26 protein-coding genes are annotated in these 23725 nt (G+C 52.3%); 5 read left to right on the top strand and 21 right to left on the bottom strand.

Annotated features, from left to right (window positions below; translation table 11 throughout):
- From J3482_RS02275 to spoIIAA, 5 genes are all read right to left on the bottom strand, one after another.
- Positions 1-1023, bottom strand: coding sequence for a stage V sporulation protein AD (locus J3482_RS02275; protein WP_146822555.1), 1023 nt, complete (start codon positions 1021-1023; stop codon positions 1-3).
- 15 nt (positions 1024-1038) lie between these two features.
- The gene (gene spoVAC / locus J3482_RS02270) at positions 1039-1494 is read right to left on the bottom strand and encodes a stage V sporulation protein AC (protein ID WP_146822556.1); all 456 of its coding nucleotides are present in this window, start codon (positions 1492-1494) and stop codon (positions 1039-1041) included.
- Positions 1495-1675: 181 nt separating this feature from the next.
- The gene (gene sigF, locus J3482_RS02265) at positions 1676-2431 is read right to left on the bottom strand and encodes an RNA polymerase sporulation sigma factor SigF (RefSeq protein ID WP_146822557.1); all 756 of its coding nucleotides are present in this window, start codon (positions 2429-2431) and stop codon (positions 1676-1678) included.
- Positions 2432-2447: 16 nt separating this feature from the next.
- Positions 2448-2882, bottom strand: coding sequence for an anti-sigma F factor (gene spoIIAB / locus J3482_RS02260; protein WP_206921997.1), 435 nt, complete (start codon positions 2880-2882; stop codon positions 2448-2450).
- 32 nt (positions 2883-2914) lie between these two features.
- Positions 2915-3259 carry an anti-sigma F factor antagonist gene (gene spoIIAA, locus J3482_RS02255; protein WP_146822559.1) on the bottom strand — a complete coding sequence of 115 codons (345 nt, stop codon included), beginning with the start codon at positions 3257-3259 and terminating at the stop codon, positions 2915-2917.
- A 174-nt stretch (positions 3260-3433) separates the two neighbouring features.
- Between spoIIAA and J3482_RS02250 the strand changes: the two genes are divergently transcribed.
- The gene (locus J3482_RS02250; protein WP_146822560.1) at positions 3434-4729 is read left to right on the top strand and encodes a helix-turn-helix domain-containing protein; all 1296 of its coding nucleotides are present in this window, start codon (positions 3434-3436) and stop codon (positions 4727-4729) included.
- An 84-nt stretch (positions 4730-4813) separates the two neighbouring features.
- Here the strand turns inward: J3482_RS02250 and J3482_RS02245 are convergent, their stop codons facing one another.
- From J3482_RS02245 to moaC, 14 genes are all read right to left on the bottom strand, one after another.
- A complete protein-coding gene (locus J3482_RS02245) occupies positions 4814-6070 on the bottom strand; it encodes a D-alanyl-D-alanine carboxypeptidase family protein (RefSeq protein ID WP_206915384.1) in 1257 nt (418 codons plus the stop codon).
- 142 nt (positions 6071-6212) lie between these two features.
- On the bottom strand, positions 6213-7394 hold the full coding sequence (locus J3482_RS02240; protein ID WP_146822562.1) for a phosphopentomutase: 1182 nt from the start codon (positions 7392-7394) through the stop codon (positions 6213-6215).
- A 79-nt stretch (positions 7395-7473) separates the two neighbouring features.
- The gene (gene xerD, locus J3482_RS02235) at positions 7474-8361 is read right to left on the bottom strand and encodes a site-specific tyrosine recombinase XerD (RefSeq protein ID WP_146822563.1); all 888 of its coding nucleotides are present in this window, start codon (positions 8359-8361) and stop codon (positions 7474-7476) included.
- A 124-nt stretch (positions 8362-8485) separates the two neighbouring features.
- Positions 8486-8719: a hypothetical protein gene (locus J3482_RS02230; protein WP_146822564.1), complete on the bottom strand. Its 234-nt coding sequence runs from the start codon at positions 8717-8719 to the stop codon at positions 8486-8488.
- A 23-nt stretch (positions 8720-8742) separates the two neighbouring features.
- A complete protein-coding gene (locus J3482_RS02225; protein WP_146822565.1) occupies positions 8743-9069 on the bottom strand; it encodes an RNHCP domain-containing protein in 327 nt (108 codons plus the stop codon).
- Between the two features lie 23 nt (positions 9070-9092).
- Positions 9093-9764, bottom strand: coding sequence for a stage II sporulation protein M (gene spoIIM, locus J3482_RS02220; RefSeq protein WP_223204104.1), 672 nt, complete (start codon positions 9762-9764; stop codon positions 9093-9095).
- Between the two features lie 62 nt (positions 9765-9826).
- Complete coding sequence (locus J3482_RS02215; RefSeq protein WP_146822567.1) at positions 9827-11023, bottom strand: endonuclease Q family protein; 1197 nt, start codon at positions 11021-11023, stop codon at positions 9827-9829.
- Positions 10999-11481 (bottom strand): NUDIX hydrolase, encoded by a 483-nt coding sequence (locus tag J3482_RS02210; RefSeq protein ID WP_236017810.1) that lies wholly within the window; start codon positions 11479-11481, stop codon positions 10999-11001. Before J3482_RS02210 ends, J3482_RS02215 begins: the two co-directional genes overlap by 25 nt.
- A 69-nt stretch (positions 11482-11550) precedes the next feature.
- On the bottom strand, positions 11551-12954 hold the full coding sequence (locus J3482_RS02205) for an amino acid permease (protein ID WP_146822569.1): 1404 nt from the start codon (positions 12952-12954) through the stop codon (positions 11551-11553).
- Positions 12955-13056: 102 nt separating this feature from the next.
- Complete coding sequence (locus J3482_RS02200; protein ID WP_188332215.1) at positions 13057-14166, bottom strand: M20/M25/M40 family metallo-hydrolase; 1110 nt, start codon at positions 14164-14166, stop codon at positions 13057-13059.
- Between the two features lie 164 nt (positions 14167-14330).
- A complete protein-coding gene (gene lipB / locus J3482_RS02195; protein ID WP_146822571.1) occupies positions 14331-14993 on the bottom strand; it encodes a lipoyl(octanoyl) transferase LipB in 663 nt (220 codons plus the stop codon).
- A gap of 12 nt (positions 14994-15005) precedes the next feature.
- Positions 15006-16001 carry a lipoyl synthase gene (lipA, locus tag J3482_RS02190; RefSeq protein ID WP_146822572.1) on the bottom strand — a complete coding sequence of 332 codons (996 nt, stop codon included), beginning with the start codon at positions 15999-16001 and terminating at the stop codon, positions 15006-15008.
- 177 nt (positions 16002-16178) lie between these two features.
- Positions 16179-17267, bottom strand: coding sequence for a Leu/Phe/Val dehydrogenase (locus J3482_RS02185; RefSeq protein WP_146822573.1), 1089 nt, complete (start codon positions 17265-17267; stop codon positions 16179-16181).
- Between the two features lie 157 nt (positions 17268-17424).
- The gene (gene moaC, locus J3482_RS02180) at positions 17425-17940 is read right to left on the bottom strand and encodes a cyclic pyranopterin monophosphate synthase MoaC (RefSeq protein ID WP_146822574.1); all 516 of its coding nucleotides are present in this window, start codon (positions 17938-17940) and stop codon (positions 17425-17427) included.
- A gap of 62 nt (positions 17941-18002) precedes the next feature.
- Here moaC and moaD point away from each other — a divergent pair, with 62 nt between their 5' ends.
- From moaD to J3482_RS02165, 3 genes are all read left to right on the top strand, one after another.
- Positions 18003-18704 carry a molybdopterin converting factor subunit 1 gene (moaD, locus tag J3482_RS02175; protein ID WP_146822575.1) on the top strand — a complete coding sequence of 234 codons (702 nt, stop codon included), beginning with the start codon at positions 18003-18005 and terminating at the stop codon, positions 18702-18704.
- A 74-nt stretch (positions 18705-18778) separates the two neighbouring features.
- Positions 18779-20122 carry a glycosyl hydrolase family 18 protein gene (locus J3482_RS02170; RefSeq protein ID WP_146822576.1) on the top strand — a complete coding sequence of 448 codons (1344 nt, stop codon included), beginning with the start codon at positions 18779-18781 and terminating at the stop codon, positions 20120-20122.
- Positions 20123-20138: 16 nt separating this feature from the next.
- The gene (locus J3482_RS02165) at positions 20139-20642 is read left to right on the top strand and encodes a permease (RefSeq protein ID WP_146822577.1); all 504 of its coding nucleotides are present in this window, start codon (positions 20139-20141) and stop codon (positions 20640-20642) included.
- Between the two features lie 111 nt (positions 20643-20753).
- On the opposite strand, the gene J3482_RS02160 is transcribed toward J3482_RS02165, so the two are convergent.
- Complete coding sequence (locus J3482_RS02160) at positions 20754-21272, bottom strand: hypothetical protein (RefSeq protein ID WP_146822578.1); 519 nt, start codon at positions 21270-21272, stop codon at positions 20754-20756.
- Between the two features lie 107 nt (positions 21273-21379).
- Here J3482_RS02160 and J3482_RS02155 point away from each other — a divergent pair, with 107 nt between their 5' ends.
- On the top strand, positions 21380-22156 hold the full coding sequence (locus tag J3482_RS02155) for a M48 family metallopeptidase (RefSeq protein ID WP_206921992.1): 777 nt from the start codon (positions 21380-21382) through the stop codon (positions 22154-22156).
- Between the two features lie 357 nt (positions 22157-22513).
- Here J3482_RS02155 and J3482_RS02150 read toward each other — a convergent pair whose 3' ends face one another.
- The gene (locus J3482_RS02150; RefSeq protein WP_236017806.1) at positions 22514-23671 is read right to left on the bottom strand and encodes a M20 family metallopeptidase; all 1158 of its coding nucleotides are present in this window, start codon (positions 23669-23671) and stop codon (positions 22514-22516) included.
- Positions 23672-23725: the final 54 nt, after the last annotated feature.

Genomic DNA, 23725 nt, shown 5'->3' with positions numbered 1-23725 from the left:
TTACATTCCGTCCTTTCGTTCAAAGACAATCGCGTGCGAAACGCCAGGAATCGAATCTTTTTGCTGTGTACTCACGGTAGAAAGCAAGGCGCCTGTAGCACTGACGAGAATGCGCTGATAACGGCCCGCCAACATCTCCTTTAACAGGTGGCCAAAGGTGACCAGCGAGCAACACGCACCTCCACTACCCCCAGAGAACACTTCAGGTTGCGATGAATCATAAATGAGCATCCCACAGTCCGTAAGGTGCCCGGTGTCCGTTAAGCCTTTTTCGTGTAACAATTCCTTGACCAATTTGTGCCCAATATGCCCTAAATCACCCGTTGCAACGCAATCGTAGTCCGTCAACTTGCGCCCGGTATCTGCCAGATGCGCCGCGATGGTGTCTGCGGCCGCGGGTGCCATCGCGGCGCCCATCTCCCACGGGCTTTTGATACCGTAATCTAACACTTTGCCAATCGTCGCGTGAGTAATCTGGATTGCACTTGGTTGGTTCGTCAACACAGCGACGCCTGAACCAGTGACGGTTCTCTGTGCCGTTGGCGGCTTCTGGGCGCCATATTCTGTCGGGTAACGAAATTGACGTTCAGCGGTACTCGTATGACTCGATGTTCCGACCATCGCTCGTTCCCCATGCTGCGAATGGATAATCAAGCTAGCAATGGCCAATCCCTCACAAATGGACGCACATGCGCTGTAGACGCCAAGCGCTGGCACAGGATGCGCGCGCAAACCCAAATAAAAACCCGTCAACTGCGCATTCAGATCTGCGCCCACAAGCACGTCCAATTCCTCCGAAGCAACTCGCGCATTTTCAAGGGCAATTTGGGCCGCTTTCCCAAACATCGACTGTTCCGAATGCTCCCATGTGTCACCGTCCACACGGTCATTTTCCAAGTGAAAATCAAAATTTGTGCCTAACGGCCCCGCACTCTCGAGCTGCCCTGCAACGGTTCCGACGCCTCCAACATAGACGCCTGTTCCACGGCTGAAATCCCAAGTTTGTCGACCAATTCTCGTCATTCGAGGCCCCCCTGCTTACAAATGTGTGACAATATAGCGGATGAGTGCCACGAAAAACGCGCTCACCACGCCAAACACAATGACTGGTCCAGCGATTTTAAACATGTTTCCACCGACGCCAGCAATCCATCCCTCACTGCGATGCTCCATCGCAGCGGACGTGATGGTGTTGGCAAATCCCGTCACCGGAACAGCGGACCCAGCACCCGCCCACTGTGCAAACCGGTCGTATACCCCACAGGCGGTCAACACGGCTGACAAAAAGATCAGTACCGCCACAGTGGGATTCCCTGCCTCCGTCGGCTTGAAATGTCCATAGCGGATAAACAAGGTTTGGATGACTTGTCCAATCTCACAGATCAATCCGCCGACGATAAATGCACGAATGGTGTTCTTGACAATCGTTCGGGCAGGACGGTGTTTTTTGACCAACTGTTGATAGTTGTCTCGTTGAGCCTTGGTTACACTCATCAACTATGCCCCCCTGCGTAATCGAAACTTCTCTGCGGTATTGTGCCCAAATCGGCCGCGACTACGCCGACACCACCTACAAGACGACAAAAAGCCTGCCCGATTGGCGCACAAAAATGTGACGCCATTCAAGCAGGCCCCGAAACTGGTGTAGGGAGTTCTCACGTATGTCAGGCGAACATCACTCGAGTTGCTCCTTGATTTGTTGTAAAATTTTCTTTTCAAGCCGTGAGACTTGGACTTGCGAAATGCCCAATACACGGGCTACGTCGCTCTGCGTCTTATCTTTAAAAAACCGCATATAAACAATGTACCGCTCACGCTCAGGTAGGCGCCCGATAATTTCGTGAAGTTCAATCTTGTCAAAACGCCCCTGCGTTTCTTCATCGGCGATTTGATCCATCAAATAAATAGGATCTCCATCATTTTCATACACGGTCTCGTGGATAGACGTAGGGGCACGCAATGCTTCTTGCGCGAACACGATTTCGGAAGGTTCCATGCCCATTGCCTCAGCCACTTCGGTAATGTGGGGTTGTCGCCCGAGTTCCTTTGCGAGATTATCGCGCACGTGCCGGATTTGTTTGGCCGTCTCCTTCAGACTCCGACTCACTTTTACAGTGCTGTCGTCGCGCAAAAACCGTTGAATTTCACCGATGATCATCGGCACCGCATATGTCGAGAACTTGACATCATAAGACAAATCGAACTTATCGACAGCTTTCATGAGACCAATACAGCCAATCTGAAACAAGTCATCCGCATCGTAGCCTCGTCCAAGAAACCGCTGCACGACAGCCCAAACCAACCGCTGGTTATGTATGACCAACTTGTCACGGGCGCCCTGATCACCCGCGTGACTGGCCTCAATCAGCGAACGCACCTCGTCATCGGTCAACTTTTTATTTTTCGCGGAAGTCTCTTTTGCGTGATCCATTCGACGAGACCCCCCACTACATTTGGACGCGGTCTGCACCAAACGTCTTTATCATCGTAACGCGTGTACCGCGTCCAATCATTGACTCAACTTCCAAGGAATCGACAAAGCTCTCCATAATCGTCATACCCATCCCAGAGCGCTCTAGTTCTGGGCGAGACGTGTACATCGGTTGGCGTGCCTCTTCCACATCTGGAATACCGACACCCTCATCCTCAATCACGATGGTCACCGTGTTGTCCGTCAACGCACACTCAATTCGCACTTCCCCATCACGGTCTTCATATCCGTGAATAATGGCATTGGTGACTGCCTCAGAGACGGCGGTCTTCAGTTCCGTCAACTCTTCCATCGTCGGATCGAGTTGCGCGACAAATGATGCCACAGCCACGCGGGCGAGGGATTCATTTTCCGAACGGCTAGGGAACTGCAGCCGCAAGTAATTGTTCACTTGCACTTGGCTCGCGATGCGCTCCACATCCTTCACGCTCCTTTGACTGCCTTTACAGCGAGATCTTCTGCTTCATATAATGGCAGTACTTTTAACAATCCAGACATCTCGAACAACTTTTTCAGCGACGGACCGACTTCACACAGCGCCATCTGGCCACCATGTTGCGAGATGCTGCGAAACCGCCCCAGTATCAGCCCCAGTCCGGAACTGTCCATAAACTCAATATTGCGGAACGACATCACTAAGCCCTGGTAATCGGTCTTTGCGAGTTGTGCCTCGATGTCATCTCTTATCTTCTCCACTGCATGATGATCAAGCTCTCCTTGTAAGCGAATCACAAGTACACCATTTTCGTATCGCGAATTGACTGGCACCGTAGTTATCTCCCTTCTCTTTACGGCTCTTGGCTGAAACAATTAGCGTTTCACCAACAAATTTCCTGCACCCTGACAAAACTAGAACCGTTTCTACCAAATTCGACAAATCACCCGTTTCAATTTGTTTACAGATTATAGTACAATAACGTAAAAGTCTGTTGGGGGGCTCTTATGGATACGCTCGGAAAAAAGATTCGCACTCTTCGCAGAAAACAGAAGTTAACGCAACAGGCCCTCGCGGATGGGATTGTCACGGCGAGCATGATTAGTCAAATCGAATCAGACAGAGCGACTCCTTCCGCGGCGCTGCTACAGCACATTGCCGGTCGATTGAACGTAGACCTATCTTATTTTGAATCTGATTTATTGGATAAATCGGATGAATTGCAGAACTATCGCGCAGCACGAAGTTTTATCGAGCGCGGCTTCTATGAAGACGCCATCAAATTGCTGAAGACGCTGTCTTGGCCGTTGTCGCCCCAGTTCAAGGCAGAAGTTATCTACAATGAGATGGCGAACTGCTATCTTCATCTCGGACAGCTTGAAGAGGCGTGCGCCATGTACGAATCGGTCATTCAAATTGGCTACGAAAAGAACGACATTTCCATCACTGTGCATGGCTACTATCACATTGGCACCGTCCTGCGCCGACTGAAGCGGGATAGAGTGGCGCGGATGTACTGGCAGCGCGCGGCTGAATTGCTCGAGCAAAACCCGGACATCCAGATGCCTGTGGCTGTAAAAATCTACGCCAATCTAGCGAGGATTTACCTGGACGAAGGAAATTGGCAACGCGCGCGGCAAACGTACGAACAAACCCTTCAGTTCGTAAATCGATTCGGTGGAAATTTCGACACTGCGAAAATTTATCAAGGATTATCGTGTGCCTGCATGCAAGTCGGGGAGTTCGATTTAGCACTCGCCTACAACGACAGCGCCATTACCATCAACGGGACAGCTGACAATCGCAAAGGCGCAATGCGATGCCGCATCAACCGGGGCATCATTCTTCGAGTGGCTGGCCGCCATGAAGAGGCACTCGCGTACATGCTTTCCCTTCGTGACACCGTGCCCGATAAAGAGGATTGGATGATGGTCGCCATTCTTTCTGAGCTCACTTTAATTTATTGGGAACTCAAGGATTTCGACAGCTTGTTGACCACATCCGACATGGCATTACGCCGCAATCACGTCGACCAACACATTGAAGCACAACTGCGTTTGCTGCGTGCGAAGGTCTATTTACACAACGGATCTATTGAGTTTGCGCAACGAGAAATCGAGCGCGGTAGACGCCTCGTCCCCTCGCAGCAACCATCATCTTTGTGGTACGAATTTCAAGACGTAAGACGACAATGCTGGTTGCTGTCGGGCCGAGAACAGGATGTGCTAACGGAATGCATCGCGGAAGCTGAAAAGGTCATCTCCGAAGATAAACCGCCCAAAAATCGAAATATTTCCGCGTGAATGAGATTTTTCTACCTCATCTTGCGCCGCTCGACACGCTGTCGATTCGAGTCGAGCGGCCGTCGTCAGACAATGGATTGCAAGCTAGTCCGCTGCGCCAAAGGTCACAATCTTTTTCACTGTTTTTCCAAATCCTTGAATAAAGTTCGCTCGCTTGACTGAATCCTTCGCCAACAGCGGTACAGTTGAAACCGTACGTCCTTGATAGACGACCTGTAGTTCTCCAACCTTTTGTCCTTTTGCAATCGGTGCCTTGACCTTGTCCATGACCACGTTGGTTTGATACTTGCCCGATTGACCACGCTTCGTCAAAAGCCCAACAGGTGTCGCTATCACTGCGTCCACCTTGTCCTTCACGCCTTTGACCACCTTCGCTTGACCAATGACCTGTCCTGCCGGGTACAACACTTTCGATGTATAATTCGCAAAAGCCCAATTCAGCATGCCCGTCACTTCCGCGTTGCGTACCTGAGGTTTTGGCTCGCCCATCACCACGGCAATCACACGGAAGCCTTCCTTCTTTGCGGTCGCAGACAGACAGTATTTGGCCTCTTGTGTAAATCCGGTCTTCAAACCATCTACGCCGTCATAAAACCGCACCAATTTGTTGGTATTCACCAGCCACAATGGATGGTCTGATCCCTTGCGCAAGTAATCGCTGTAAATGGATGTGAATTTAGTAATCTCCGGATGTTGTAATAGCGCTTGCGACATGATGGCGATGTCGTGGGCACTGGAAAAATGGTTGTCCGCCGGAAGGCCATTACAATTCGCAAAGTGTGTATCATCCATGCCCAATTGCTTTGCCCGCTGATTCATGCGGGCGACAAACGATTCCTCACTGCCATCCAAGTGTTCCGCCATAGCGACACATGCGTCATTTGCCGACGCAACTGCGATACCCTTGAGCATGTCTCGAACGGTCATGGTTTCCCCAGGTTCCAAGAAGATTTGCGATCCGCCCATACTCGCCGCATATTCACTGGTCTTCACCTGGTCTGTCCATTTAATCCGCCCAGAGTCAATCGCTTCCACAATCAGCAGCATCGTCATAATTTTTGTAATACTAGCCATGGGAAGCTTTTCATGCGCATCTTTCGAGTACAGCACTTTGCCAGTTGTGGCATCCAAGATGACGGCAGAGCGGGCGTGTTTCGCAAGGTCAGGAATCGTTGTCATACTGCTAGGGGAGGTACTATTGATGGGAACGAGTCTTGTCAAACTGCCGGGCGTCGTCGGTTGATTGACGGCAGCCGACGCGGCCGGTTGTTCGGCGATACTTGCACCTAGCACAATGGCACACACGGCCGCAGCGGTAACGCTTTGTTTCCAGTGATGCATGGCTAACCCTCCTCGGATTGAATCTACGCAGTTGGATAATCCGAAGTTATTGTGCGCTCAGCCATGACAAAATATAAAAGCACGCCTGATGTATCGCGAATTCGCAATACATCAGACGCACTCTCCTGTTACGTCGACGAACTTACTCAGAAGCCAATGCCGACCAAAAACTCGTTCCTGCACGTGGATTTTGAACACCAAAGTAATCGGCTACCGTTGCACCAAGATCAGCAAACGTCTCACGCACACCCAAATCGACAGCCCGGTTCATACCCGGCCGGAAAAATAGTAGTGGTACATATTCGCGCGTGTGATCCGTGCCAGGCACAGTCGGGTCACAACCGTGATCTGCCGTAATACAGAGCACATCGTCTTGGCGAAGCTTCGGAAGCAACGCGCCAAGCTGTTCGTCAAACACCTCAATGGCGCGCGCAAACCCCTCTGGATCATTGCGATGTCCGTACTTAGAATCAAAGTCTACCAAATTGGCGTAAAGCAACCCGCGCTGAACGTTTTCCATATATTTCATGAGAACTTCCATGCCATTGGTATTGTCGTGTGTGTGAATCGCCTCATCAATGCCAGAGCCACCGTAAATATCCCCGATTTTCCCAATCCCGATAACAGGTATCTGGGCATCTTGCAGCGCATTCAACACGGTGTCGCCAAACGTCAGCGAAAAATCACGACGCCGGTCCGTCCGCTCAAAATTTCCGGGTTTCCCGCGAAATGGACGAGCGATGACTCGACCAACCGCATGTTCTCCCGTCAAAATCGAACGGGCATAGCTGCACCAGTCATACAGCGTATCCACTGGTACAACATCCTCGTGAGCAGCAATCTGGAACACGCTGTCCGCAGAGGTATAAACAATGGGGCGTCCCGTGGCGAGATGCTCTTCCCCATATTCTTCAATGACGACCGTGCCAGAAGCAGGTTTATTCGCGAGCACCTGCTTGCCGACATACTTTTCGAACGGCTCAATAATCTCCTTTGGAAAGCCATGCGGATAGGTCGGCATTGGCTTGTCCAAAATCACGCCAACAAATTCCCAATGACCGTTGGTCGTATCTTTACCATGCGACTGTTCCTGCATTTTTCCATATGCACCGACCGCGTGACTCGAGTCGACACCAGGGATACTCACTATTCGGGACAAGCCCAACTTGGCTAGATTCGGGGCACGCAGCCCACCCACGGCCTCAGCCACGTGCAAAAACGTATTGCTTTCTGCATCTGGCTCTCCGTACTTCGCTGCATCTTTCGCCGCACCAATACCGCAACTGTCGAGCACTATCCATATCAAACGTCGCTTGTCTGTCATTCCATTCACTCCGAAAAACCAGATTCATCAACCCAATCGACCAAAACATATCACTCACCACGTCAGGCCATCTGCACCACTAAGACCTCGGGTGCGCAGCGGCGTAGATTTCTTTGAGCCGCCCCTTCGTGACGTGTGTGTAAATCTGCGTGGTTGAAATATCCGCATGCCCCAGCATTTCTTGTACCGCGCGCAAATCGGCACCCCGCTCCAGCAAATGGGTCGCAAACGAATGGCGCAGCGTATGCGGCGTTATGTCTTTCAGAATTCCTGCTTCCTGTGCATATTTCTTTAGGATTTTCCAAAACCCCTGGCGTGACATCTGTGTACCATGATGGTTGAGGAACAACGCGTCGTCCTTCGTCTTGCGAACAAGGTGTGGACGCGCTTGCTGCAGGTAGTTGTCCAATGCCTGCACCGCATATTCCCCAATAGGAATAATTCTTTCCTTTCCACCCTTTCCCATACATCGCAAAAACCCACTACTCAAATGAACGTCTGTCGCCTTCAAGGAGACGAGTTCACTCACCCGAATACCCGTAGCATAAAGCAATTCCAGCATCGCATAATCGCGCATCCCCGAGGGGGTCGATTGATCTGGGGCACGCAACAAGCGTTCAATTTCCTCCGGCGTGAGCACACGGGGTAGCTTCTTCTCTATCTTTGGCGTATCCACGTGAATCGTCGGATCCTGCAGTATAAAATCCTCTCGCACCAAAAAATGAAAAAAAGAGCGAATGCTCGCAAGGTTCCGCGAGATGGTGGCGTTCGCCCTTCCTGCCTCATGCAAGTAGCCTAAATAGGCAGCGATGTGATGCTGTTGTATCTCTTGAATCACACACGACCCACGCTTGGCCAGGTACGACTGAAATGTATGTAGGTCTCGTTCGTACGACTCGAGGGTATTGGGGGATAGTCCTCTCTCCACCGTCAAGTACTCTACAAAGCGTTGTATCCATTCGTCCATGGCGAAACTCCTTTAGCCTATCCGACTCCCGAAATGTCTTGTAGTGTATTCCACGCAAGCCATCGAAAGTCCTTCCCTCGTTTCGACAGGAAATGACTAAATCCGACGCCACCATGAAGTTCCTCTACGCCCACCCATCGCCAAGGCGGATAGCGGACAGCACATCAGCCACCCACACCCGCCACGGAGCGGTCGATTGCGAGGGCATCTGCGTCAACACTGAAACGTAAGGAGGTGTTGGGGCTTGTGTAAACGGACGGGATCGAAAAAAGGTCTCCGCACGTAGGAGTAAAACCATGATGGCCGCAATCACAAAGCTGACCACGAGTGTCCGAAGAAACGATATAAACCCTGCCATACCCGTCACCTCAACTCGCAACTTTAGTCCTCTGGATGTGACATCAGCCGAAGAATTGCCTCTCTGTCGTCCGGTTGCACAAGTACATCCTGTTGGACAATATTTTTCGACACGTGTCCACACTTCAGACAACGGTGAACCAATTGGTACCCTTTTTTACTGTGATATTCAACCCGCACGGGTTTCATCAACCCGTTGCAATTCGCCGCTCTGTCACCTGGGTGAATATCCAGATGCACAGAATAGAGGCAGCGCGGGCAGTGATTGCGGCAACTACGCTCACTAGGTTCCACAGAAAACCCGCAGTTGGCACAAGTAAACGATTCATTGCGATGCGTAAATTGTCTCATGGGTATACTCCTTGGTATGCTCCTTACACGAGGATGCTCGTCAACAAGTGTGGCACGACAAACGCTTGAATAAAAGCGCCAAGCATCAATCCCCCGCCACACAACACGAATGTACCCGTGTATTTCATCAAATGCAGCGTAAGTTTGGATACTGGTAGCGACCGAAGCAGCACTTGCTGCGAAAATCGAATCGCCGTGACGGCCGCCACGAACAAAGTCAAAAACATCACCAGTTGATGCAAAAATATACCTGTGCCAGACAGTAAAAACCCTTTCCAGCCAAATTGCAAACTCGTGTAACCAATCGCAAAACCAACGGTAAACGCGCGTAGAAAGATAGCCGCGATGACAAATGGAATGCCAATCACCGACACCCCAAACAGCCAGATGAGTGCTAGTAACTGACTATCGGCAATCAGTCGCTGTGTGAACAACTGGGTTCCAGATGCAAGTTGGTTTTGTTTGATGGCGACAAACAAGTGCGAAAGCGCATTGCCGAGTACCAACCTGTCCGTCTGCCCAAGTTGCCCAGCCACAATTGCACCAAAGACGAGGCCACAAACCGTCACACCCGCGAGAAAGGTCCACAAGTGCAGGTGCCGTGAGACTTTGCTCCGAACGTACTGGAGCAAGCTATGCCAGCGGATGGACGAGTGAATATAGGGTGTAATCACTGCTGCGATACGAGGCTTCAATGAATGTCCCTCCCGAACAAAGTCTCTCATTCAAAATCTATGAGCCACTTTGTCCAAGTAGACTATAAAATCACCTTGCCGTACGTCCCTGCGCCCCCCACTTCCCAGTGGATATCCCCGTTTAGTGCTCTGGCAATCGAGCGCCCCAGCCGTTCCCCAACGACGTCAACCAACCCCGATTCGTCCGCCGTGCGCCGGACGGCCAACTCTGTCCCATAGGCAGCCAACAGTTTGCGGTAGGCGCCGGGGCCCAAACCAGGGATGTCGAGCAACGGGATGTGGTGAAAGTACGGTGGGCGGTGTGCTGGGTGCACCGCATCCGGTAAATCACAAATGTCTTCCAGTCTATCCTTGACGCCATACACATGATGCAAAGTGGTACCACACCGACACCCGCCTGCCTGCACGAACTCGTCACACGCGCGACAGCGAGTCCGATAATATTTTCCCTGCTCTGGATGCAACCCGTAATTCGCCGCAATGCCTCGACCATCCACGCGGTTGAGTACTTTTGCAACTTCGCGAAAGTTCAAGGCGGCCATTTGTACCCGATTGTATTCGCGGGCGATGTTTGCGACGCCATGTGCATCAGAGTTCGTCACAAACGTGAGACGAGACAATTCACTCAACCTGTCGGCCATCTCCGTATCCGAGGACAATCCGAGTTCCAACGCATCCACGCGCCCTAAATCGAGAAAGTCCCCCACGCGGCGAACACAACTTCCAAGTAATCCCTTGAACGGCGTAAACGCGTGGTGGACAATAAATAAGCCCTCGCGGGCATGAGTTTCGGTCTGCAGCGTCAGCGCATCGGTCCACGCCCGCTGCGAAGACAACTGTGTATTCTTTTGCACCGTTTTTAACCATTGATTAAAATCCCGCGCGTGCTCGTAATCCGCAAACCAGCACCCGAAATGAGCAGCGTTTCCCGAGGGCCCTGCCAGTTCCACCTCAGCGCCGAGCAACACTAACATCCGATCCCGATACATCAAACCACCACCGGCTACGGACGCGAGCTCGCCCACCCGCGTGAGTCGGTCTACTTCAACCAATACGTTGTCACACACGCCATCAATGACTGTGATGATGTCGAGCCCTTTGACGAATGCGGCATGATGGAGCAAATTCTCCAACGTCAAACTAGCACCTGCAGCAATTTTCACGGGCTTGCCAAGCGCACGGCCAACATGGATGTGAAAATCGGCGTCATATTCGTGTAAAGTCGTGGCCTCGTTCACCGGTGTGTCTGACACCACCATAAGAGCGCAACCAAGGTCTTTGCGTCCTCGATTTCGCCGCGTTGCATCATCGCGGTGGCCTCGTCTCTCGTGAATTGTCGGGTTTCTACAAATTCATCCTCATCTAGATGAACCTCTCCAGCTGTAAGTTCGTTCGCGTAAAACACGTACAATTTCTCATTTGCAAAACCTGGACTTGTATAAAATTGATAAATTCTCTCCAAACGACCTGCCGTGTAGCCAGTCTCCTCCGACAACTCACGACGAGCTGCGGCCATCGGTTCCTCCCCTGGCTCCAATTTTCCAGCGGGAATTTCCCACAAGGACGTCTCACACGCCTTGCGGTATTGGCGAACGAGAATCACCTCATTCGGTACAGGCTCGGCGAGAATCGCGACGGCCCCAGGGTGCACGACAACCTCACGTGTGCTTTGTCGACCATTGGGTAACTCGACGGTCAACTTTTTGAGTTCAATCATCCGCCCGGTGAACAAATGTTCTTCGTGTATCGTGCGCTCTTGCTGTGTCACAAACACACACTCCTCGCATCAGTTTTGTTCCAAACGATGCCGCTGAAATTTGTGGGTAAAAAAGTAACCCATTGAAATGAAGGCGGTCATCCCCAAACAAGCATAAAAACCAAGTCGTTGTTCGCGCTGAAACAAGGCATAACCAGCGAGAAACACCACCACGGCCATCGTCAAAACCGTCGCAACTGGTTGGCCAAACGCCAAACGCGAGACGGGTTTATGTCTACTTTGGCGCCGCCACGCGAGAAACGTCGCCAACATGATAAAGTAATTAAAAAAGGTCAAGAAACTTGACGCACTCACTAAGAAATTATACACGCTCGACGGCAGCACGTACGAGAGCGTAAGAAAAATCGCAATGCCGAACGCGGTAAACAAAAGAGCACCGTATTGTACATGTCGCTGCTTACTCGTGCGCGTGGTCAATCGAGGTGCTTCCCCACTCTGACCGAGACTGGCCAAAATTTGGTTGGCGGAGAAGACAGCGCCAGCCATGACGCTGAAGGCCGCAACTAAAATCACAGCATTCAAGACATTCGCCAAGATGTTCATGTGAATATACCGTAGCGCCTGCACAAATGGACTAATATTCGTGCTGACCCGCTCATAAGGCAAGACCAGTAACATCGTTCCGATGGACAAAAGATACAACACCGTCAAACACGTGATTGTCACAATTGCACCGGTGTCTAATTTCTTGGGATGCTTCAGTTCAACTGCCGCCGTAGCGAAAACGCCAATGCCAGCAAACGAAAAAATGACGATAAGCATTGATTGGAAGATGCCGCCCACACCATGTGCGAAAAAACCCCCACCAGTACTCATCGTCACGGGAATTGTGAGCGTATGCGGCCGCACACCAAACAGCATTAAGAGAATGACCGCCGCGAAACCGACCAACGCAGCAATCTTAATCACACTCATCAACGATTCAATTCGTCCAAAGTTTGCAACGCCAAACGCATTCATCAGGATAATCATCGCCGCAAAGCCCGAGGACAGCGCCCACAGTGGCGCGCCGGGCAACCAGACGCGAACAAAAATGGCCGATGCCACCGCCTCGCTCGCAATCGTCAAGATGCTGGTTAAATAATACGTCCATCCCTGCATGTACCCAAGGAAACGGCCTAAGTACATGTCGGCATACACTTTAAAGGCGCCTTCGACTGGGTGATCCATCGCAACTGACGACAGTGCACCGACGACTTGAGCCGTGATGAGTCCACCCATTAAAAAGGAAATCATTACAGCAGGACCTGCTGTGCGGATTGGCAAACCGCTACCAAGAAAGAACCCAGCCCCGATAATCCCGCCGACGCCGACCAAAATCAACTCGGCCAGACGCATCGTCGCCTTAGCTTGAACGGGCATACCCATCGTCTTTTGCCGAGGCGTAGTGCGTAGTGATGTCGTCTTCTGCACCCTTCATCCCCCCGCGGAATTCATTTACGGGGGGTAGTGTTTTCCAGAACAGTGCATCCTATGTTTCGCCGTCGTTTTGATTACCTATCTATTCCACGACAATCACGGGAGCGCACAAAACTGTACCGCTACTTTCGCCGCGTCGATGATGTTCTGTAGTGCAATGTGTTCGTTCGTGGAGTGAATATCTTCGTAGCCAATCCCAATATTGAGAATCGGGACGCCCAGCGTCTGTATCACGTTTGCGTCGCTGCCTCCACCCACTTTTACCGGCTTCGGCGTAAAGCCCGCAAGCTCCATCGCGCGCTCGATACGTTGGCGCAATGGCGCCGTTTCTGGAAAGTCGAATCCTTCGTACATGACCTGATGCTGAAATGCGACTTGTGCACCTGCACTTCTAGCCGCTTCCTCAAATGCCGACTCAATTTGCGACATCACGCGGGATAATTTCTCCGGGTTGCGACTGCGTGCCTCGCCCACAATCGTCACTTTGTCGGCCACCACATTCGTTGGTCCCTGTCCGACGAAACTGCCAATGTTCGCGGTGGTTTCATCGTCAATCCGACCGTGCGGCATGTTTGAAACGGCTGTAGCCGCTACTTTGATGGCACTAATCCCCTTTTCCGGGGCGACGCCCGCATGCGCACGCACGCCCGTAATCGTAGCCTCAAATTTTGCCTGACCAGGCCCAGCAATCGCGATGGTCCCTATCTCCCCGCTGGAATCGAGCGACAACCCAAAATCCGCATCTAAATGCGCCCGAGACAACTGTTTGGCACCTTGCAACCCAATTTCTTCACCAATGGTCAAGACCACTTGAATTTGCCCATGTTCAATGCCACGTTCTCGAATTTCCCTCAGTGCTGTGAAAATCGCTGTAATCCCCGCTTTGTCGTCCGCGCCAAGCACTGTCGTTCCATCGCTCCATACGACACCCGCTTCATCCACGCGCGGGCGAACGCCTTGTCCGGGCTGTACCGTATCCATGTGGGCCGCCAACAAGACCTTCGGTCGGTCAGGCGAGCCAGGTAAAACGGCAATCAGGTTCCCGGTTTCCCCGCCGAGCGCCGTTCCGGCTTCGTCCTCCACCACGTGAAAGCCCAAATCAACCAGTTCCTTTCGGCAGCGCTCGGCCATGGCCCCTTCGTGGAGAGAATGGCTATCAATTTGTACAAGGGATAAAAACAAGTGTTCTACGACATCTCGATTCAATCTGATACACTCCTATCACAAGATACATCCTCAGTCTACCCACAGCGGTTTGTAAGTAACACGTGTTTATCGAACATAAACAGAGAGGCACACCAGAGTCTGATCCGGTGTGCCTACGCCGCTTCCTGTGCGTTACAGTTCCGTCCACCATTGTGCACACGACCTTACGCCTCAAACTCAAAGACGTCAAAGAACGCCCGTTTCAGCCTCGTCTCCCAATCAAGGAGATCTGCTGGCCGCCCTAATTCGCGCGACAAGGAAGTCACATCTCTATCTGCGATGCCACATGGTACAATCGTCTGGAAATGACTCAAGTCCGTATCCACGTTAAGCGCAATACCGTGATACGTAACAAATTCACCCGAATGACGCTTTTTCACCCGCGCACCGACGGCACAGATCTTTGCGTCACCGACCCAAACACCTGGATACGCCTCATCTCGCGCCCCTTGGATGCCGACCTCAGCCAACGCGCGAATCACCGCTTCTTCGAGATTGCGAACGTACCGCTTCACATCGTTGCCCCACGGTGCCAAATGCAACACAGGATAGACCACCAACTGCCCTGGCCCGTGATATGTGACGTCGCCACCCCGATCTACCTCTCGAATCGTAAACCCATGCTCGCTGAGAAACGATTCGTCCGCCAGCACATTCTCCATACTCCCATTTCGGCCAATGGTGATAGTCGGCGGATGCTCTACCGTATAAACCGTCTGGCGGTCATCCTCACCTTCGAGAAGCGCTTGTGCCCGCTTGAGTTGAATGTCCAGCGCGTCATCGTAGTGCAAATGTCCAAGTTGAATCCATTGAACTGCCGTGGCCACCAGAACACCTCCTCACGCTTGCGACGCCTGGGCTGACGCTTGATTGTTCAAGTGCGTCTGACGTTCTTCGCCCTGAAGCGATTGCAGCGGTTTGCCATCCGCCCGCAACACCTGTTCATGCGCGTGATACGAACTCCGAACCATCGGACCAGCTTCCACATGAGCAAATCCGCGTTTGAGTCCCTCACCGCGCATCCGAAGGAATTCTGTCGGCGTGTAGAATTTTTCCACTAACAAATGTTTCTCCGATGGCTGCAAATACTGACCAATCGTAACGATATCGACCCCCACCGCGCGCAAGTCGTCCATCGTCTCATAGACTTCGTCAATCGTTTCGCCAAGTCCCACCATGATACTGGACTTAGTGCGGATGTCCGGGCGCATCCGTTTAGCTTGCCGCAACAGCTCTAGCGTGCGGTCGTACTTCGCGCGCGAACGCACCCTATCGGACAACCGACGAACGGTTTCAACGTTGTGGTTCAAAATATCCGGAGACGCATCCATAACGACCTTTAATGCATCCCAATTGCCTCCGAAATCGGGAATCAAAACTTCAATCCCACACGCCGGAACACGTTTGCGAATCTCTCGAATTGTCGCTGCAAAAACCGAAGCGCCCCCATCCGCGAGGTCGTCTCTCGCGACACTGGTAACCACGACGTGTTGCAAATTCATCGCAACCACCGCATCCGCCACCCGCTTGGGCTCACGCAAATCCAACTCTGTAGGACGCCCTGTATTGACCGCACAGAATCGACATGCACGCGTGCAAATATCGCCGAGAATCATGAACGTAGCAGTGCGCTGTTCCCAACAATCAAAAATGTTTGGGCACTGGGCCTCTTCGCAAACGGTATGTAAAGACTGGGTTCGCATAATCTCCTTCAGAGATTTATAGTTCTCGCCCGTCTTCGCTTTAATCTTCAGCCAGTCTGGGCGCGACAACTTCTGCGCCTCCATCATCCGAGCCTTTGCTTTCTGCTTTTCCTGCAATTTTGATTGCGACATACACGCATCATCCTAAACAGTAAATTGGTTTTGCCACGCGCATGAAGTGGCCTAGTATCGAAATCCCCTTAATCGTATTGTACAAAAGTCCGGGTACGAGAACAAAGTCAGGCGACCACCGCCCAGCGTGAGACAAAACGCCTAACCGCCAGTGTCGGGGCCGCCTGAGGAAATAGCTTAACGATGAAGTGATTTCTCATCGCGCAGATAGTTGCTGCGCACGTTGCGCATCTGTGCAATGCGCTGTTCAGCGAGTCTGTCAGCTGCTAAATAGCTTGGAATGTTGTCTTTCGCAGACATCGCAAAGATGTTGCTGATGATGTTGTAAATGTTGTCGACCTTGGCATGCGCCCTATCCGCGTTGTACCCCTCTAATTCATCGGCGACGTTCATCAATCCACCCGCATTAATCACATAATCAGGTGCATACGCCACGCCTTTGCGATGCAACGCGTCGCCGTGCTTCTCCTCCGCCAATTGATTGTTCGCCGAGCCAGCGACAGCTTGGCAGCGGAGCTTGTCAATCGTCTCATCGTTGATGACGGCACCTAAAGCGCACGGCGCGAAAATGTCGCATTCGACTTCGAATATATCTTTGACGGTCACTGCCTTAGCGCCGAGTTCATCGACCGCGCGGCGTACGGAATCTTCATTGATGTCTGCGACAATCAGTTCCCCACCCGCATTCTTGATGTGTCTCGCCAATTGCATGCCGACGCTGCCAAGTCCTTGAATGGCCACAAGGCGTCCTGCCAAGTCATCTGTGCCAAACGCAGCTTTCGCCGTCGCTTGCATGCCTCTGAATACGCCAAATGCGGTGACCGGTGACGGATTCCCACTGGAGCCATAGGCTTGCGAAATGCCTGTGACATAGTTCGTTTCCATGTGAATCAAATCCATATCGTGCACATCTGTGCCGACATCCTCAGCAGTGATATATCGTCCGCCCAATCCCTGAATGAAACGCCCAAGTGCTCGGAACATCGCTTCGGATTTATCTGTCTTCGGATTGCCCATGATAACCGTTTTGCCCCCGCCGAGATTGAGTCCCGAGACGGCAGCTTTGTAGGTCATTCCGCGCGCCAAACGGAGGGCGTCGAGAATCGCGTCGTCCTCGCGCGCGTATGTCCACATCCGGCATCCGCCCAAAGCAGGCCCAAGTGTGGTGTCGTGGATTGCGATAATCGCTTTCAAGCCAGATGCCTCGTCATTGCAAAAAACCAATTGTTCATAATCGTATTTGCCGAGGTACGAAAATATCTCCATCCCAATTCCCCCTAGAGCGAACGATCTACGTGCCATCATTATCATACTTGATTTACTAGCTCTAGGAAAAGACAAGTGCAAGCAATCAATCAAAACGGTACCATCACAGAATCGACAGATAGAAAGAAGATTTAGAATGTCGTGTTACGCCTTTTAATCACGCCTTTTCTGGTGTCTGAAAGACGCCACTCTTACCGCCGTCCTTATATAGCAACCTGACCTGCTCGACCACCATCGCCCGGTCTAGCGCCTTACACATGTCATACACTGTGAGCGCCGCCACACTAGCAGCTGTCAGGGCCTCCATCTCCACACCTGTTTGATAGGCTGTATCGACTTGCGCCTCAATGACCAACACAGCTTCTAGGCCATCCTCTGATGTCCCCACGTCTTCAAATGTTAAATCAAGGGCAACGTGATGAAGGGGCACCTGATGGCACAGCGGAATGAGCTCCGACGTCTTTTTCGCCGCCATAATCCCAGCGAGTTGGGCGATTGCCAGCACGTCCCCTTTGCGCACCGCTTGATGTACAATAGCTTCATGCGTGGTAGATTGCATGCGCACGCGCGCCTGCGCAACAGCTACCCGCTTCGTCGATGGTTTATCGGAGACGTCGACCATCACAGGTCGACCATCTTGCGTAAAATGTGTAAATCCGGCTTCTGATGACATACACTGTTCCTCCCTGTAACCGGTATGTATACAGCCACTACTCTGTCATGAGGTGACTCAACTTGCAACTACGCATCGTACTGTTTGCCAATGTACGCGAACACTTTCAAACACGTGAACTCACGCTAACGGTCCCCAACGGAACGACAGTGGCTCAGCTGTTGTCCATTCTTTGTGAAGCGTACCCAGAGGCGAAGCCTTCCCTAGAAAAAGTCATGGTTGCTGTCAATCAAGTGCTAGTCCCTGCACAAACGGTACTTCAGGAGACCGACGAAATCGCACTATTGCCGCCGGTTGGTGGCGGATCGCCAGGCTTAGAGGAGAACACCCGCCTGCGCATTTCGCCACTGCCGCTCGTCGTGGAGGACGCGTATCGCGAATTGGAGGACGTCAACCATGGCGGCACCGTCCTCTTCGTCGGTACCGTGCGCGAATGGACGCGCGATAAGCAGACGCTTTATTTGTCCTATGAAGCGTACGATTCGATGGCACTGTCGCAAATGCATCAAATTCAACAAGACATCGAGCGACAATTTCCGGGTATCACAACACTCCAATGGCACCGTATCGGCAAACTTACGCCGCTCGACATCGCGGTCATTTGCGGCGCTTCAAGCCCGCACCGCAAGCAGGCATTTGAAGCAGCCAGCCTGCTGATTGAGCGATTGAAAAAAGAGGTCGCTATCTGGAAAAAGGAAGTCTATGTCGACGGCGATTCAGTCTGGCAAGCGAACGCACAAAGCACCGATGTCGATAAAATCTAGACTACGAATCTTCTAATTCCGTCAGCTCCTTCATAGACTCGTAGAAAATCTTGAGTCGAGGAGCGCTGACCGGAATGAACCCCCACAAACTACGCCACGCCGCCGCACAATTCGTCGCAGCAACCGTCGCGCTGATGATCCTCGCCGCCGGTTGCTTCGGCGCTGTACTCTGCATGTTCGGCCAACCAGATCTCCGCCGCATCTCCACACTGGAGGCCACAAAACTGGCCGACGTAGAGCTCAGTCAACTCATTGGCACCACCGACTACGTCAAAGACGAGGCGACTGCCAATCCAACCCTTCTGCGCGCAGTCAGCAGCACCTTACACTTGCCTTTTACGGACCCTTTGACGATGTTGACGGCAGAACTACCGGAAACACAGACGCAAGCCGCTGCGAGTACCGGTGGGCAGTCCGCCTTAATTCAATCCATCACGACGTGGGCCGCTTCCACCAATAAAATCGCTATGGGTTGGCTCGCATCGACGTCGACCTCCGCGTGCATCCAAATGCTTAAAGACAACCCTGGAATCAACGTCGCATCGCCACAGTGGTTCAGATTGAGTGACGCCTCGGGGAACATCTCAGGCCAAGTGCTGCCAGATGTCGTGAAATACGCGCACGAGCATCACATCAAAGTTTGGGTTCTCGTCGACAACAACTATAGTGCCAGTCTGACGCACGCTGTACTGACAAACCCCAAAGCCCGCAACAATCTCATCGACGAACTGAATTACCAAGCGAAACTCTATCATTTAGATGGCATCAACGTCGATTTTGAGAACGTCGCGGCAGCCGACCGAGACGCGTTTACTGCGTTCATGAAACAATTGCATGACACGCTATCGCCCGAAGGCATCAATTTGTCGGTGGACGTCGCGCCAGACATCGAACCGTTTAACGACAGCGCCGCGTTTTTCCACGCCGGGCTGTCTGACGACGTCGACGAAATGGTCTTGATGGCCTATGACGAACACTGGGACGGGGACAGTGACCCGGGTCCTGTCGCCGACCTGCCGTGGGTCACACAATCGGTCAACGATTTATTGGACACAGGCGTCCCGACGGACAAATTGGTGCTCGGTATGCCCTTTTATACGCGTCTGTGGCACGTCTACAAAGATGGACACGTTGCCGATAAAGCCGTTGGTGTGAGCGACGACAGTATCAAGAGCGCACTGGACGACTATCACGCAGGGACCGGCTCATTTAATCAGCAACTAGATTTAATGTATACGCGCCAGCCACAGGCCGATGGGTACATGGAAATGTGGTACCCCACGGCTAAGACCTATACGGACGACTTGTCACTGGTGAACGAAAATGGACTTGCGGGTGTGGCCGTCTGGTCGCTTGACTGGTCCGACAAACAAACGTGGTCGTCGGTCGTGAGCGCACTGCGCGACACACTCTCCTAAACGGCGAGGGGTGCACATGGAGAAAACGTTGATATATCTCGGTGGCGCAACACTCATCGCCTATCTGGCGCTGGCACTCATCCGGCCAGGTGTCGCCGCCGACGGATTAGAATCGTCGCTGGAAATGCTGTTGCAATCAACGCCTTGGATTGTCGTTTCCATGTTCACAGCCGGCCTGATTTCGGAATTGGTCGATCCCGCCCTCGTCGCCCGCCTATTCGGCGCCGAATCGGGAATCTTGGGCATCTTCATCGCTGCGGTACTGGGGGCTTTCGGAACGGGATCGCGCTGGGCCATGTACCCATTAGCCGCGGGCTTGCTTGCCGCAAACGCAACGCCAGGCGCAGTTTTCGCCTTCATGACGTCGTGGCAATTGGTCTCCGTCACAAGGCTTCCCGCCGAATTGCCGTTTTTGGGTATGCGGTTCACCGTCTACCGGACCGTCATTTCCATTCTCATGGCGTTCATCGGCGGCATGCTGTTCGACATCATGTGGGCCAAATTTCCGCCACGAAACTAATTTAAGTATAGATACATCGACAGAACCCCCAATCGCCTGGGGGTTCTGTCGCAATCGCTTTGTGGGCACGCCGACAAGATAGATAGATTGACCGAATCCAACATGCAAACGTTATTGCACAGGACTGTCTCCGCCCGAGATACGCAGCGCGTGCTGGTGCCACGTCACCTTCTCAATCGTCGTCTGGTTGACATCGGTCCTCGCTAATACATAGAACACCTTCGGCAGTTCATGCCCTTTGATGTTCCAGGCAACAGACCATGTCTGGTCCTTTTCCATGTGCGTGGTAGCGATGCGCTGCAACGGCGCAGTGGAACGCAAACTGTACTCCCCGTTATGAGCGACCACGTTGTCGCGGGGAACGTAATACAAATTCATGATGTGCCCATTCCACAATTTGTCGTCTGAATAAAAAATCACTTGCCCATTTTTATTTCGCACGTCAAAATGTGGATTAACTCGGTTCTGCCAGTGGGGAAGCTGCAACTGTGCGGGCTTGTCCGCAATCGAGGACGGCAACTCCTGGCTGGCCATAGCCGCTTGTCGGTTGGCGCTGTCATTATCCGGGTGCCCGCATCCCACGAGCAGCGCACTGGTGATGGCAACAGCACATAAGGTACGGACCTTCATGGCGTACACTCCGTTTCTAATGGCTTATTGCCATGTAGTCTGTGCCACACGTACACAGTTATGCCTCAGACACCGACAAGTTTGGCGAATACGTACGAGTTATCGGGATGAGTTATCGGGATGTCGCGCAAGACATGAGGAAGAAGGCTAGTGGATTGACATATATCACCCTCTCTGACGGAACCAGCATTCACTATCAGCGCACGCCTGCGCGCGCTCGTCAGGTGCGCGTCATTTTGCGTGTGGTTGACGGTGTTTTACAGGTGAGCGCTCCCAAACACATCTCTCAACGCGTAATTGAACAAGTCATTGACCGGCACCAGAACTGGATTCTCGACATGCTCAACACGGCGACCAAACGAATCATGCGCCCCATTCAAGCGGGCGACACCATCTGGCTGTATGGACAAAATTGCATCCTAAAAGCGCATCACACAAACCAGGTCATCGAATGGGCGGTTGCTAGCAGGCAAATTCTCATACCAGATGCTTTGCAAAATGGGCAACTTCACAATGCCGTGTACACCTGGTTGCGCATACTTGCAAAAACGCGCTTACGCGCGCTCGCGCAGGATTTGGCAAGAGAATTTCACTGCCTTCCTAAGCAAATTGTCATTAAAGAGCAAAAACGTCGATGGGGGAGTTGTTCGAGCAAGGGGAATATCAATTTAAACTGGCGCCTCATCCAAGCGCCCCAAGCGGTTCAATCGTACGTCATCATCCACGAACTGGCACACTTGACGGAAATGAACCACGGTCCGCGGTTTTGGGCCCTCGTCCGAGCGATGATGCCAAACTACGACCAACACCGAAAATGGCTGACGATACACGGTGAACGACTGTACGATATCCAACCAGAAGGCATATTGATTCGGCAAGAATAGGCTTTGGCGTGCGGGACCGCACACCAAAGCCAGTCCCCCATACTTGTCATTAGCAAGCTGTGGTCGGTGCTGCATAAGGAACCAACAGGATAAACAGCACGAAGATAATGAGGAATACAACGGCCCAACGGGTGTACCCACCAAATGCTCCGTACATCTCGACACCCCCTCGCAGGAATCTGGTGTAGCTTATGTGGTGCAAGCATAACGGGAATGGGGCAAACGCCCGTAACATCTCGCGACCAATTGTCGTACTGTCGTGTTTTTTTAACGAAATCAACATCTTGACAAAAAAATACGGCAGGGTGGCTTCTCAGCCAACCCAACCGTTATCAGATAGTATAGTGACTAGGCAAATTAATCTCTGTCGCCAAACCTTAACCCGATTGCCACGAACGCTTTGACACCCACGCGCAAAGCGTCCTCATCGATGTCAAAGCGCGGGTGATGGTGTGGGTAGATAATGCCCTTTTCCTCGTTTTGAATCCCCGTAAAGAAAAATGTGCCCGGCGCAACCGTCTGATACGCCGAAAAATCTTCTCCACCCATGGTCGGTACCGTCGGCATGACGACATCTTCGCCAAACGCTTCTTCCAGTACCTCGCGAACAAACGCCGTCACCTGTTCATCATTGACGACTGGCCGATACCCTTTTTCATAAACAAATTGATAAGCCGCACCGTGTGCCTCGGTAACACCGCGTATGATACGCTCCATCCATACAGCCGCCTCATCTCGCAGTTCGTCTTTAAATGTGCGAACCGTACCACACATCTCCACAGATCCGGGAATAACGTTATCCGCCGTGCCCCCGACAAACTTCGTGACACTGAGGACAAAAGGTTCAAGCGGATCTGTCAAACGCGACGCCACATGCTGCAAATTGGTCACGACTTGTGCGCCAATCGCAATGGGATCGACATTGAAATGAGGCTGCGCGGCGTGTCCACCTTTGCCGATGATGGTAATGTAAAAAGTGTCTGGCGCCGCCATCAGCGCACCCGCGCGCAACCCAATCGTCTGAGACGGCACAGGTTGCCAAAGGTGTTGACCGACAACCGCATCGACACCGCGCAATACACCTTTTTCAACCAACTCTGCCGCACCGCCCGGCAACAGTTCTTCCGCATGTTGAAAGACAAACACAATTTCTCCGGCGATGTCCGCCTGGTGTTGTGCGAGGATTTTTGCCGCACCGAGTAGCATTGCGGTATGTCCATCGTGACCGCACGCATGCATGGCCCCAGGGTTTTTGGAGCGATATGGTACGTCGTTCTCCTCTTCTATCGGCAGCGCATCCATATCTGCGCGCAAAGCCAACACCTTTCCCGGTCGAGCACCGACCAAACGCGCGATAACACTCGTCTTCGTAGGTCTGGTCAATGTCAGATTTGGAAATGTGGACAACAAATCATACACGAACTGCGCCGTCGCAACCTCCTGGAACGATATCTCGGGATGCTCGTGTAAATACCGTCGCCACGCAATGACGTCCTGTTCCACCGAGGCTACCATTTCATCAATTGACAATACGCTCAGTCCCAAAGTACCTCGCCCCCTCAAGCATCG

It is taken from the genome of Alicyclobacillus suci (genome assembly GCF_017329615.1).
Classification (GTDB): domain Bacteria; phylum Bacillota; class Bacilli; order Alicyclobacillales; family Alicyclobacillaceae; genus Alicyclobacillus; species Alicyclobacillus suci.
Note: the sequence above shows the minus strand (reverse complement) of the source record. Positions and strands in the feature narration are given on the sequence as shown.